This window comes from Salinivibrio sp. ML323 (assembly GCF_001995745.1).
GTDB classification, from domain to species: domain Bacteria; phylum Pseudomonadota; class Gammaproteobacteria; order Enterobacterales; family Vibrionaceae; genus Salinivibrio; species Salinivibrio kushneri.
In genome coordinates this window covers 74,900-88,088 of record NZ_MUES01000005.1, presented here as the reverse complement: position 1 = coordinate 88,088, position 13,189 = coordinate 74,900, and the positions used below count along the sequence as shown (strand labels likewise).

Genomic DNA, 13,189 nt, shown 5'->3' with positions numbered 1-13,189 from the left:
CGCTCCTTATTGGTCACCGTGATTCGTCTTTGATTATGACATTAGACCGCTCGATTCACTACCCCAGCCTAACCGTACACTTTACTTTACTGAGTCGTACCTTTAGCATTACACGCATCCGTTTTTTTATCTGCATAGACAGTGCACAATGCGCATAAATTCACGTTATCTTTTGTGCGAACACAACAATTAACTTTTTATTAACACTGGTTAAACATAATATGAATAAAGTACTAGGAAGTTCGCTGATTATCGCAGGGACCACGATTGGCGCAGGTATGCTTGCTCTACCGCTTGCCTCTGCCGGTATTGGATTTGGAGCGTCGATGGCATTAATGGGGGCGATGTGGGCGTTGATGACCTATACCGCGCTATTAATGCTAGAAGTCCATCAGTACGCTGACGCGGATGCCACACTACACAGTCTGGCCAAACAGTTTTTAGGGGATAAGGGGAAGTGGCTTGCCTCATTCGCCATGTTATTCTTGTTCTATTCCCTATGCGCCGCCTACATTGCGGGCGGGGGGAGTCAGCTTAATGAGAAGCTGGCCCAGTGGTCAGCGATCGAGCTACCGCCAGCAGCCGGTGCGGTATTGTTCACCCTCGTGTTTGGCTTAGTGGTGACGCTAGGGACGAGTAAAGTGGATTTAATCAACCGTGGTTTATTTACCGTTAAAGTCTTATTCCTGATTTTAGCGTTAACCTTACTCACCCCACACGTATCCAGCATTAACTTAGTAGAGATGCCAGTCGAAAAAGGGCTCTTGGTCGCTGCATTGCCCGTTATTTTCACCTCTTTTGGCTTCCACGGCAGTATCCCCTCGATTGTGCGTTATGTCGGGATAGATCTCCCTTCCCTACGCAAAGTGATGATCGTCGGCTCCACCCTGCCACTTGCCCTCTATATTTTTTGGCAAGTCGCGAGCTTAGGCACCGTTGCACAATCTACCTTAGTTCAAAACGGCGAGCTGTCTCAGTTTGTTGCCATCATCCAATCGGTGGTGCAGCAAGATTATATCGCCTCCAGCATTTCGCTGTTTGCTGATTTAGCCTTAGCCACGTCATTTCTTGGTGTCAGTTTAGGCTTGTTTGACTTTATCTCGGACAGTTTTAACCGCCAAGATAGCATACGTGGCCGCTTGCAAACCGCCGCTATAACCTACTTACCGCCTTTGGTATTCGCACTTTTCTACCCTCAGGGATTTATCACAGCGTTAGGTTACGCGGCGATCGCTCTGGTGATTCTTGCGGTGGTGTTACCTGTGCTGATGGTGCGTAAAGCACGTCAAACCGTCTCAACAGATGAGCATTATCAGGTGATTGGTGGGAACCTTGGCCTTAGCTTGGCAATGGTGGGAGGCATAAGCGTTGTAGTGGCACAGTTTATTGGCTGATCATCGCTCGCTAACCATCCAATGATTCAATGACGCCCCACTGACTGGGCGTCATTTTTTTATTTTTTCTAGCCACCCATCAAGCCGCGTACCAGCGTACTGACTCCAGCTAAGGTACAGAGTAGCAACATTGCCCGACGGACGAGCTGCGGTTTCACCTTTGGTGCGACGCGATAAGCAAGCCATGTCGCCACCAGTACGGCAGGCACCGCAAATGCCGCTTGCTTTAAGTGCCACCATGTCAGAAAGTCCGTGGCGCTTAAGGCGATCAAAGACAAGATGCAGCTAATCGCAAAGTACCCCGCCAAGCATGCGCGCATCTTATTGACATCCGCATGTTGCAATACAAGAGCCATTGGCGGGCCACCAATACTGGTGGTGGTGCCCATCACTCCAGAGGTAAAACCGGCGACAAAAAAGTTTCGTCGATTAGGGGCAATGTCAAAGCGCATCACACTCGCCAATACTGCGATTAAGACGGCTGCCCCGATGATAATTTCCAGCATTTGTGTTGTGACGACTAACATCACGCCCCCAGCTACAGCAGTCCCCGGCACACGGCCTAAGTAAGCCCAACTAAGATCACGAAATGAGAGTTGATGCCGATATTGCCAAGCATTAATACTCGCTAATGTCAGCCCTACCATAGAAATGGTGGTCGGGACGAGTTTGGGATCAATCATCAGCAACAGTGGCGCGGCCACAATCGCCATGCCAAACCCAACCAAGCTTTGCACAAAACAGCCAAGCCCCAAGATCATGGCCACCGCCATGGAGACGCCGATATCAGGCATAAAAAGTAACTTCAGGTAAAGATAGGTAACCCGAGTGTAACGATTTACCCAGTCTTGAGCGAGCTTTTACGGGTAATCGCCTGATCGACACTTGTCCACCAGGCGTAACACGTCAAAGGTGTGCTGGCCTACTGGGCGCATTGTTCTTTTCGGCGTGGATCAACAGGTTGCGTGGCGTCAATTCACGCTCACAAAACTGTATCAGACTCACCGAGTACCCATGCTGCTCAAGGTATAACACCCTATCCAACACCAGCCATATTTCCATTGCTCGGCGAAAAGCACTCTTAACGACGTTGATTTGTTCGAGGATGGCAAAACGGGCTTCTCCACGGCGCAAATAGCCATCCGCATCGAAGTCAGCGGGGAACGTAAGCCCTTTTTGTGCCGCCCCCCAGCGACAAAATGCAGCAAACCCTTGGTGAAGTTGTGATTTTTTCAGTGCCGGTAATGGCAAGTATTGATCTTGGTTTTGCCAGTCCCGCTGCCATTCATCAAAACCTAAGCGATAAATTACTTCCTGTTCCCGTTGGCGACGAACGCGCTGTCCGCCGGTCACCGACTCTTGGACGGCAAGTTTAAGGTCGGCTTTTTTCAACCGTACTCCCGTTCCCTGCGCGACATCCGAGAGCGGCTGATAAGTCTCCTCACGAATAAGGTGATAGCAACACGGCGAGACGGATAGGCGCGACATGCCACACGTCACCGCTTTTTGCAGGAGTTGTACATGCAAGTCGCCGCAGGCATGTAACGCTAACCCGTGGTCACAACCGGCCATCACAGCGGCAGCCTCCGCGCCCATGGCATCTAAGGGATAAAATCGCATCGCGAGGGCGTTGCGCAGCGCAAACGCTTGTCCTTGATCGCAAAGCGCCTTTTGCCATTCAATACTCTCAACCGGCTTAGCGGTCACCGATGACATGGCACGCCCGAGATACCCTTTTCCGGCACACCACTCAAGGTAACGTACCGTCTCCCCGTGAGTGGGAACTGCACCGATGTATGCCTCGATTTGCGCCCACTTTCTTCCCGGGACCCCTACCGCCAACCGCGGATCCACCCCCAGCTTGGTCGTACTCGCCTTAGGCACAGCGGTGAGTTCGGTCAATGACGCCAACGCAGGCCACCAACTCGACAGCTGGGTAATCACGGCGTCAGGTGCGGCTTTTAGCGCTATAACCTGGGAATAGTCCAAGCTTGCCAGCCAAGCGCATAATGCGTCTTCTTCCTGCCATGGTAAACGTCTATGTGCCATTGGCATTGGTTGCCATAGCCATTGGAACTGGGTAAGAAGTTGGGTTAATTGCTTGAACTGTTGCTGAAAAGAGACGGAAGACATGGCGGCTATCAAGACTTGAATAAAGCGTGATCAAAAAAGGCTGCTTGACGCAGCCTTGTCATACTCGTGCAGTTTAACGAATTGGCAGCGGAATGTCCTTAAACATGCCATCAATTTCTTCGTTTGAACGTAGAGCCACCGCTTGATCTATCACATTGCGCGTCAGGTGTGGGGCAAAGCGTTCAATAAAGTCATACATATAGCTGCGAAGGAAGGTGCCTTTACGAAACCCAATTTTGGTCGTGCTGGCACCAAAAATATGGCTGGCGTCAATGGCGACGAGATCTGAATCAGCTTGGCTATCCATCGCCATACTGGCAATAACCCCCACCCCTAGCCCCAACTTCACATAGGTTTTGATCACGTCCGCGTCTGTAGCGGTAAATACAATCTTGGGGGTGAGATTAGCCCGGTGGAACGCCTCATCCAACTCTGAGCGCCCGGTAAAACCAAAGACATACGTCACGAGCGAATAGGCCGCTAAGTCCTCGATGGTAATATTGTCTTTTTTCTGTGCCAGCGGGTGATCAGGCGTGACAATAATCGAACGATTCCAGTGGTAACACGGCAGCATGACCAAGTCTTCATAGAGGTGGAAAGCTTCGGTCGCGATAGCAAAGTCTGATGTGCCTTTGGCGACCGAGCTGGAGATCTGCGTTGGCGTCCCCTGATGCATATGCAAAGAGACTTTCGGATACCGCTTGGTAAAGGCTTGAATCACATCCGGTAGTGCATAACGGGCTTGTGTGTGGGTGGTGGAAATATTGAGGTTTCCCATTTCTGGGTGCGTATGTTCACTCGCCACCGCTTTAATGCTTTCAACCCGAGACAAGATGCTTTGAGAGATTTCCACAATGGCCTCACCAGCAGGGGTAACTTGGGTCAGGTGTTTGCCACTGCGCTCAAATATTTGCACGCCGAGTTCGTCTTCTAGTAATCGAACTTGTTTACTGATCCCAGGCTGAGAGGTATACAAACTCTCTGCGGTCGCAGACACATTTAGGTTGTGGTTGACGACCTCAACGATATATCTAAGCTGTTGTAGTTTCATAGTGCAGACGCGCGAGCCTCATGGGTTAAGTGACAGCATTGGGTTCTGATAGATTATTTATATACCCAAATTAGACTATTTAATAGGCTTTGGTTATATAAACGTTAGCGATTGCACATTCACTAAGCAACTTGGTGAACAAACGTGATATGACTCGACCGCTAAAATTTGATTATTCCGATACGTTTATCGCCAAGTGCACGATTATGGACCACACTATTAGCAGCGCATGCGAATCGGATGTCATGTGCAGAGTTAGAGGCGGATCACTCATACTGCCTCCATCCTTGATTGATGCTATCTCTGTCGGTTGAGATCGTGTATCTTAACCCGTTGAGTTTATTACAAGGAACATCGACGCTGAATTATGAATATTGCCTTGATAGCTGGCCTTTGTGTCATATTGCTCGGCCTGATTGTCGGCTACAACATATTGGCTCAACAACGTAAGCAAATTGAATCTCACAAGCGCCAAGAGATGGCAAAGCACATTGCAGTGATTGACGCCACCGAAGAGCTTATTGGTAATGCGCATAACCTGCCTTATAGCGGGACCTTGTTGGTTTGCTTGAATAAGAAGATCCTGGATTCCTTGAAAGCCATGTACGAAATTGATGATTCTGATAAATCCATCAAACAGCGTATCAGTGCGACGCAAGCGCAAATCGATGAAATCAAACAAAGCTACTCAAACCGCGAATCGACTTCCTTTAAAGTACCAGATAACGATCGACAAGCCATTTCGATGCTTAAGTTAGTAAAACGTCTGCGCTCGGTGGTGAAAGCGGAGCATTCAAAGGGACGACTTGCAACACAGGCGTTTGTGGCTGAGAACGCGCGCTTGGAGCAGATGCAGCTTAAAATCAATATTGAGAACGTGATTAAGCGTGCTAATGACGCCAAGCAAAAAGGGCAAATGGGCACCGCTCAGCAGTTATTGAAAAAAGCGATTGATGTGGTCTCGCCCAAAACCGATGATTACTCGCAAGAGATGAAAAAGCATTTAGAGCAAATGCATAGTGATATCACCCAAACACTGAATACGGGCCATGAGAAACTCCAGTCGGAACAAGAAGAAGAAAGAAGTGATCTGGACGAGTTGTTTGCGCCGAAAAAGAAATGGTAAATCAGCTTACGTAGGCTTAAAACAAACGGCGCGTTGATACGCGCCGTTTGTTTATTCTTCTCCTGCTCTTGCGCTCATCCCCTAGACGCGGACTCTCTCAACGAGCGTGGCAAAAGATGCGCTTCAATATGATCCAGCACCCCATCTGCCGCTTGTTCAAGCAAGTCTAACACCCGCTCAAAGCCGTCCGGGCCACCATAATAAGGGTCGGGGATCGGCCCATCGGTATGCTCCCCCCAGTGGAGAAATAAAGACAGTTTGCCTTGGTGCTCGGGTGGGCATTGCGCTTGCAAGTCAGCCAGGTTGCTCTCATCGGCTGCCAGAATCATGTCATGATAGCCAAAGTCAGCTGGGCCAACCTGGCGCGCGCGAATACCTTCAAACGAGTAGCCTCTCGCCTGCCCCGCCGCTTGGCTACGTGTATCAGGCGGATTACCCTGGTGATAACCTGCCGTGCCCGCTGAATCAATATCGACTGCCAAGCCTCGCGCCTGTGCGCGAGCACGTAATACGACTTCAGCGGTGGGCGAACGACAGATGTTGCCCAAGCACACCACCAAAACACTGGGCCTTTGATTATCCGATGTCATCAGCGTTAAACCTCCTTATGGCTAGGCTTTCAGCTTACCAGTAAGGATAAACGCTGCCTATAGTGAGGCAGGTAATCGACACCCGCCTGCTCTAGCGTTTGTATAAAACGCCCTATTTGGTTGGAACTGTTTGTTTGCGCACCGCGTGTCAACGTTGGCATCCAACCTATCGTCCCTTTAATATAGACCTAAGTTAACCAAAGGTTGGAAATCACATGTCAGAACACAGTCATCAACAGCGCCAGCAAAAACTGAAAGAAAAAGTCGATGCTCGGATTGACGCCGCACAACAAGAAAAAGGGCTATTTCTTATTATTACTGGCAACGGCAAAGGCAAATCCACCTCCGCGTTTGGCACCGTCGCACGCGCCGCAGGCCATGGCTTCAAATGCGGGGTGGCGCAGTATATCAAGGGAACCTGGGCATGCGGTGAGCGAGACTTACTCAGTCAGCATGGCGTGGACTTTCATGTGATGAGTACAGGGTTTACCTGGGATACCCAAGATAAAACGGCCGACACCCAAGCCGCACAAAAAATCTGGTCAGCATGCAAAACCATGCTCAGCGATCCTGGTTACGATTTGGTCGTCCTGGACGAAATCACCTATATGATCACCTATGGCTATATTGATCTAGACGATGTCATCGCTACGATTAACCAACGCCCCAGTGAGCAATCGGTGTTAATCACGGGTCGCGGTGCGCATCGTCGTCTCGTTGAAATGGCGGATACCGTGTCTGAGGTTCGTAATGTTAAACACGCCTTTGATGCGGGTGTTAAAGCTCGCCAGGGTATTGACTGGTAGGCGTTATCGAGAGCCTACAAGACAATAATGAGCGTGCAGAGGCACGCTCATTGCTTTGAAGTGCCGCTGGTCGGTACCGCTGTAGAGGATAGCGTATCAACAGACGTATCATTCGCTTGACACGATTGCCGACAGAGTTTGGCATCGATGGACTGATCGCCCAACAAGCGTTGCCACAATGCCGGGAGCGCGGTCTCAGGCAAAGGGCCAGGCTCGAGTTGTTGAGGCGCGACCGGCGCCCACTCCCCATTCATCTTTTGCTCTGCCAGTAAAAACTGAAACGGCTGATAGGCGGCCACCCCGAAGCGTAAGTCGGTGACGACCTGCTGCCCGTTTCGGTTTTCAAAGCGAATGAAATTACGCGAAAACGTCCGCAGAGCACTGAGGGTATCAGAGTTTGCCAGCGGCCACTCTCCCAGAGGCTGCGTGACCCAATCAATTGACGGGTTGGCATCAAGTCGTGAGGCCAGCCCCTCCCAGTATTGATCTTCGCCACTGACGACCACACGCCACAGTAAAGTGTTAAACGGCGTTGGCATAATGATCAACGGCTGGCCTTCCAGCAAGGTTCCTTGTGTTTGCTCGGCAACCCGGTTTTCTATTTGATGGAGCTGATACACAGAACTGGCCAAATAAAGACTCGAGACCATCAACCCAACACCACACATCCTGGCCCCAAGATGGCGCCATACCAGCGCGCTGATGAGCGCAACCAGTAGGGGCAACGTATAAAGGGGGTCGATAATAAATAAACTCGCTACCGCTACTGATGGCACATCAAGCGGCCAGAATAGCTTGGTGCCATATACCGTCATGGCATCAAGCAATGGATGGGTGACAAGCACCGCGATGACCAGCACCATCAATTGCCACAGTGGCCACTGACGCTGCCAGCGCCACCAGCACCAAGCAATGAGCGCGCCGACCCAAGGCAATACGAACAGCGAGTGGCTAAAACCTCGGTGATTCACAGTGTTCGCCACCGGATCGCCATAATCAATCAATACATCCAGATCCGGTAAGGTCCCCAAGGCCGCGCCCGCCAGCAGCACTTTCGGTGAGCAGCGTTTACCCGCAACCAAGCCCGCGACCGTCGCGCCTAACGCGGCTTGCGTGACAGAATCCATAAAGCGCCCTTTAATGACTTTGCATTAGATAGCCTGATGAGTGATGCGCCGATCACTGAAATAAATTAAGGAGTTTATCTGCCGTCTCTTTGACCTTATCGTCATCCGCTTTATCACCCAGTAGCTTTTTCAGCCCCCGTTGCGCCTCTTTGCGTACTTTCTCTTCTAACGCTTTATTACTGCTGAGTAACTGCTTAATATCTAATTTATAGCTCGGCGATTGCCAAGTACCAGCTACCGTCACTGGGATGGTCACATCACGCAGTTCATCAATATCTTTACCGCCCTGGCCTTTACTGGTCTCGACCACCGAGGTATAGACGTTAAAATCGAGTGTCTCTTTCAGCAGATCGGTTTGTCCGTCACTACGTACCCGAAGCGCCGGCGCTTCCAACAGTAAGTCGGTGGTGCGTGCCATGCCGTTACCTAGGGTAAAACTTGCCGTGAGTGCGCTAAAGTCCGTTTTACGTACTTCTTTGGCGGCCGCTGCCGACTCACCTTTTAGGGTTGCTTTCGCCTCTCTGAGCATCTGCGCCAAGTTAATGCCATTTATCGCGCCATCTTCGAAGAAAATAGCGACACTGCCTTGAATCGCTTGACGCAATGCATACGGTGACAAGCCTTTGCCCTGTACATTGATATCAAGATTCCCCTTACCTTCTAATAAGTCCACCTCAGCGGCATCTTCCAGTAAAGGAAGCACTTGGATCCCACGCGCTTTTTTACTCACCTGATAGCGCGCAGGGGTTTGTGTGGCATCTAGCATCCCTTGCACAACCACGCTGCCTTCATAGGCTTGTGTGGTCAGCTCGGACACGTCGACCTTGCCACGGTCGATGGCAACCGTCGCACGCGTTTTCCCCAAGGTAACATTACTCACGGTCAGCCCTTTCATCGCCAATGAGCCGACAATATCTAGCGTCTTCAACACACTCAGATCAGGCTCTTCTTTGCTCAGGGGCGCAGCTTGTTTGTTGGAGCTGGATGGTGCATTAGCGTCAGACTCACTTGCTTTTGCGGACTGACTAGGCGCTGCGTCTGTCGGTAGCAGCGTATCGAGGTTGATATGGTTGGTATTCAACGCAAAGCGCACTTGGGGGATCTCAGTCAACTTGACCGCCACTTTGCCATCCACCACAACATCATCGTCGTTCAACCGGCCGGTCAATTCACTGACCGTCACCGTTTGCTGGTTGATGTCAAACACAATATCCGCGGCTAGCGCTTGGCTAAGAGACGAGTGGGGAATAGGCTCGCCGGACAGTGTCGTGAGCATGTCTAACCCCTGAACAGTGACCTTATCTTGCGTTTTTGCGATAGTCACCTGGGCTTTACCTGAGCTTTCAATGTCGATGTCAGCCGTTTGCGCATTCACATTGAAGCCTAATTTCGCTGTCTCGCCCAGCGAAAAACTATCAAGGGTAATATTGGCTTGTTCAATCACCATATCACCTTGCTCTGCCGAAAGCGTCAACGCCAGTTTGCGCAACTGGCTTTGTATCACGTCACTGGCCAATTTCAACTCGCCTTGACCTTCCACCGCAAAGCGGGCGTCATTTTGCTCGCCGCGCAACGACAGTGATAGCGGCGTCCACACATCCGTCGCCAGATTGCCCACCTCAAGATCCACATCGCGCAGCGCCGTCATGGTGCCCGCTTGATCATCTTTGACGACCACACTCGCGTTAGCCACACTGAGCCCTTGTAACGATACATTCCACGTCTTTGCCTCGGTGCTCGTCGTCTCAGAGGATGAGTCTGATTCTGGTGTCGGCTCTGTTTGAGGCGCTGCGGTCTGTGATGTCGTGGTGAGGTTGCTCTCCCCATTACTCAGGGTTTGAATAAAAACATGAGGGTCTTGCAATATTATTTCGCCGACCTGCAAGGTTTGCGACATCAAAGGCAACACATCGACAGACAGGCGTGCTTGAGATAAGCGCATCAGATCGGGTTCATCAAAGCCAGGGCGATTTTTTATCGCGACATCCTCGACTGAAAACCCCAAACTTGGCCAAAACTGCCAAGCAATGTCGCCACCGATGACCATGTCATAGCCTGTCTGCTTTTTAACTTGCTCGACCAACAATGGCTTAAACTGGTTAGGGTTAATAGTCGCGAGCACAGCGGCGATGCCACCGATGACAACCACCACCAAAACAACAAGAGTAAGGGCGATTTTTTTTATCATTGCAAGATGCTCCTTGTGCATAACAGGCGATACCACTCGCGAGAGATACTCGCCTTATCGACCATGATTTCACGATCGGGTTCCCCGTTAGAAAAAATGCGCCCGTAGGCGCATTGCAATCGTTAAACCTTGTCTTGACTAATGCGAGAGGCGACGGCCCCTTGCTGATTTTTGTATTTTGCGTTGTCGCGTTTGTTATACGGCTTATCAGCCGCGCCCGACATAGGCTCAAAACTTAACGCACCAATCGGCATACCGGGTCGTAGCGCCAAAGGCAAACGACCATTGTTATAGAACTCGAGGACAATACGGCCCGACCAGCCCGGGTCAATCCGGTGCGCGGTCACATGCACCATCAGCCCTAAACGTGCCAACGACGAACGGCCATCAAGCCAGCCGACGATATCGTCCGGTAGGGTCACCGCTTCATGCGTGACAGCGAGCGCGAGCTGGCCTGGGTGAAGATAAAATGCCTCACCATCAGCAATCTCAATTTCATCACTCATCACACGTTCAAGCTGGGCATTGACCTCTTCTTTCGGGCCAGATAGATCGATAAATGCCGCGCCGTGATCATTAAAGACACGGAATTGATTGCCCAATGTCACATCCGCCGTCACACCAGAAATCGACGCCTCTGCCGGACGCGGCTCAATTTTGATGCGGCCATCATCAAGGTGTTCTTTGATATGCCTGTCGCATAGTCGCATCGGATAGTCCTCACGGTTAATACATGGAGCGATACACTGCGCACCGCATTCACTTAGCTCGTTGTCCTCTGCATACAAAAGCAGGGAGTGGTGATCCGTTAAGCCATCATAAGTCAATCAGGCTTTCAGTAATCGCGCGATATGCGCTTTTAATACATCAATCGCAATGCGGTTTTTCCCCCCGCGTGGCACGATAATGTCGGCATATTGCTTTGACGGCTCAATAAACTGCATAAACATAGGGCGGACCGTCTTCTGATATTGCTCCATCACAGAGTCCATGGTGCGGCCGCGTTCAGCCACATCACGTTTCATGCGACGCAACAAGCAAATATCAAGGGGGGTATCCATAAAGACGCTGGCATGGATAAGATTGCGCAGACGTGGGTCGGTCAGTAACAGGATCCCTTCCAAAATGATCACCTTTTTGGGCGTCATGGTGGTGGTTTCATCCATACGGGTATGCTCTGAGTAGCTGTACACAGGCACATCGACAGACTGACCGGCCGCGAGGCTTTCTAAGTGCTCGCAAAGCAAGTTATGGTCTAGCGCTTGTGGATGGTCATAGTTGGTTTGTACGCGCTCTTCCATGCTGAGATGGCTTTGATCGCGGTAATATCTGTCTTCCGTGATCACGCCGATTTGATGATCGCCGACTTTTTCCTTTAATTCCTTATAAATCGTGCTAGCGATCAGGCTTTTACCGGAAGCAGAGGCACCTGCTATGCCGATAATAACGCATTGGTGGTTGTTGTCACTCATAATATGAATACCCAGAGGAAGCTTGGCGGAATCTACATAAACCGCCTGATTATAGGGAGTTGAAGCCGCTGGCGCCAGAGAAAATCACGCTTCCCTGACGCATCCGTCGCTTTAAGCCTGCTACAGCTGCCCGTTGCTCAATCAGGGCGACACCGTTTGTACGCTTATTTGTTCAGGGCGCGTTTCCCCTTGCCAGTAAAGCTGACTGGCGACGGTGGCTGCCATTTGGCGATAAACCGCAGCGTGCTCACTGTCGGGGCGCGCCACCATACTCGGTGTGCCTGCGTCTATGTCCTCACGAATGGCGACATGAAGCGGTACTTGTGCCAAGACCGGTACCCCCTGTTCACGGGCCATTTTCGCCGCACCACCGGTACCGAAAATCGCTTCATGATGGCCGCATTGCGAACAAATATGGTAGCTCATGTTTTCTATTACCCCGAGAACCGGCACCTGTACTTTCTCAAACATCGCCACGCCTTTAATCGCATCAGCCAGTGCGAGATCCTGTGGTGTGGTGACCACCATCGCCCCCGTCACCGGAAACTGTTGCGCCAAACTAAGCTGAATGTCGCCCGTGCCTGGCGGCATATCAACCACCAAATAATCAAGTTCAGGCCAGCGGGTTTCATTGATCAATTGAGCAAAGGCTTTCGATGCCATCGGCCCACGCCAAACGGTGGCGTTATCGGCGGGCACCAGGTAACCAATTGAATTAGAGGCGATGCCGTGACGCCTCACAGGCTCCATCAGTTTGCCATCATGGGTTTGTGGCTCGCTGTCTTTAGCGCCGAGCATTATCGGCAGCGATGGGCCATACACATCCGCATCGACAATGCCCACTGATGCCCCTTCGGCGTGCAGGGCCAGTGCCAAATTGACCGCCGTCGTCGATTTACCCACGCCGCCTTTGGCCGAACTCACCACTAACAGGTTTTTCACCCCTTTGACGGGCGCTTTGTCACCACTTTTTATCGGCGCCACTCTCTGTGTCAGTTGAAACTGCTGCGCCAATGACGTCGACTGGGCACTGAGCCACTCATCGAGCGCCTGCATCACTGACGCCGCTGCAAATGGGAATGTCACCTTAAAGCCGTCTCCACTCGCGCTCACCCACTGTGGTTGGCTTGCCCACTGCTCCACCAAGCGCGAGTGTGAAAACTGATTCAATAGACTCACTGCGTCGTCCACATTGGTCAGCGGGGCGGCCGTGTCTTGTTTTTGTTTTTGTTTTTGTGCTTTTTTCTTTTTAGAACCAAATAACATGCATCACCATCCCATTGATTAAAATATATTAGGCCG

Annotated in this window: 12 protein-coding genes; 3 read left to right on the top strand and 9 right to left on the bottom strand. The window is 51.1% G+C overall.

Annotated features, from left to right (window positions below; all coding sequences use genetic code 11):
- The first annotated feature begins 221 nt into the window (after positions 1-221).
- Positions 222-1,394, top strand: a complete 1,173-nt coding sequence (gene tyrP, locus BZG13_RS05330) for a tyrosine transporter TyrP (protein WP_069361457.1) — start codon at positions 222-224, stop codon at positions 1,392-1,394.
- A 68-nt stretch (positions 1,395-1,462) separates the two neighbouring features.
- Here tyrP and BZG13_RS05325 read toward each other — a convergent pair whose 3' ends face one another.
- From BZG13_RS05325 to cysB, 3 genes are all read right to left on the bottom strand, one after another.
- Positions 1,463-2,188, bottom strand: coding sequence for a sulfite exporter TauE/SafE family protein (locus tag BZG13_RS05325; RefSeq protein WP_100297945.1), 726 nt, complete (start codon positions 2,186-2,188; stop codon positions 1,463-1,465).
- A 112-nt stretch (positions 2,189-2,300) separates the two neighbouring features.
- Positions 2,301-3,527: a methyltransferase gene (locus BZG13_RS05320; RefSeq protein WP_077485632.1), complete on the bottom strand. Its 1,227-nt coding sequence runs from the start codon at positions 3,525-3,527 to the stop codon at positions 2,301-2,303.
- Between the two features lie 73 nt (positions 3,528-3,600).
- Complete coding sequence (gene cysB, locus BZG13_RS05315; protein WP_077458037.1) at positions 3,601-4,578, bottom strand: HTH-type transcriptional regulator CysB; 978 nt, start codon at positions 4,576-4,578, stop codon at positions 3,601-3,603.
- Positions 4,579-4,945: 367 nt separating this feature from the next.
- Here cysB and BZG13_RS05310 point away from each other — a divergent pair, with 367 nt between their 5' ends.
- Positions 4,946-5,704 carry a DNA repair protein gene (locus tag BZG13_RS05310; protein ID WP_077485630.1) on the top strand — a complete coding sequence of 253 codons (759 nt, stop codon included), beginning with the start codon at positions 4,946-4,948 and terminating at the stop codon, positions 5,702-5,704.
- A 74-nt stretch (positions 5,705-5,778) separates the two neighbouring features.
- Here the strand turns inward: BZG13_RS05310 and BZG13_RS05305 are convergent, their stop codons facing one another.
- Positions 5,779-6,294: a low molecular weight protein-tyrosine-phosphatase gene (locus tag BZG13_RS05305; protein WP_077485628.1), complete on the bottom strand. Its 516-nt coding sequence runs from the start codon at positions 6,292-6,294 to the stop codon at positions 5,779-5,781.
- A 215-nt stretch (positions 6,295-6,509) separates the two neighbouring features.
- On the opposite strand from BZG13_RS05305, the gene cobO reads away from it, so the two are divergent.
- Positions 6,510-7,100, top strand: a complete 591-nt coding sequence (cobO, locus tag BZG13_RS05300) for a cob(I)yrinic acid a,c-diamide adenosyltransferase (protein WP_077485625.1) — start codon at positions 6,510-6,512, stop codon at positions 7,098-7,100.
- A 47-nt stretch (positions 7,101-7,147) separates the two neighbouring features.
- Here cobO and BZG13_RS05295 read toward each other — a convergent pair whose 3' ends face one another.
- From BZG13_RS05295 to apbC, 5 genes are all read right to left on the bottom strand, one after another.
- The gene (locus tag BZG13_RS05295; protein ID WP_077485622.1) at positions 7,148-8,227 is read right to left on the bottom strand and encodes a metal-dependent hydrolase; all 1,080 of its coding nucleotides are present in this window, start codon (positions 8,225-8,227) and stop codon (positions 7,148-7,150) included.
- Between the two features lie 52 nt (positions 8,228-8,279).
- Positions 8,280-10,415: an AsmA family protein gene (locus BZG13_RS05290; protein ID WP_158074867.1), complete on the bottom strand. Its 2,136-nt coding sequence runs from the start codon at positions 10,413-10,415 to the stop codon at positions 8,280-8,282.
- Positions 10,416-10,537: 122 nt separating this feature from the next.
- A complete protein-coding gene (dcd, locus tag BZG13_RS05285) occupies positions 10,538-11,125 on the bottom strand; it encodes a dCTP deaminase (RefSeq protein WP_046073840.1) in 588 nt (195 codons plus the stop codon).
- Positions 11,126-11,242: 117 nt separating this feature from the next.
- The gene (gene udk, locus BZG13_RS05280; protein ID WP_069361447.1) at positions 11,243-11,887 is read right to left on the bottom strand and encodes a uridine kinase; all 645 of its coding nucleotides are present in this window, start codon (positions 11,885-11,887) and stop codon (positions 11,243-11,245) included.
- 141 nt (positions 11,888-12,028) lie between these two features.
- Complete coding sequence (gene apbC, locus BZG13_RS05275; RefSeq protein WP_077485615.1) at positions 12,029-13,153, bottom strand: iron-sulfur cluster carrier protein ApbC; 1,125 nt, start codon at positions 13,151-13,153, stop codon at positions 12,029-12,031.
- Positions 13,154-13,189: the final 36 nt, after the last annotated feature.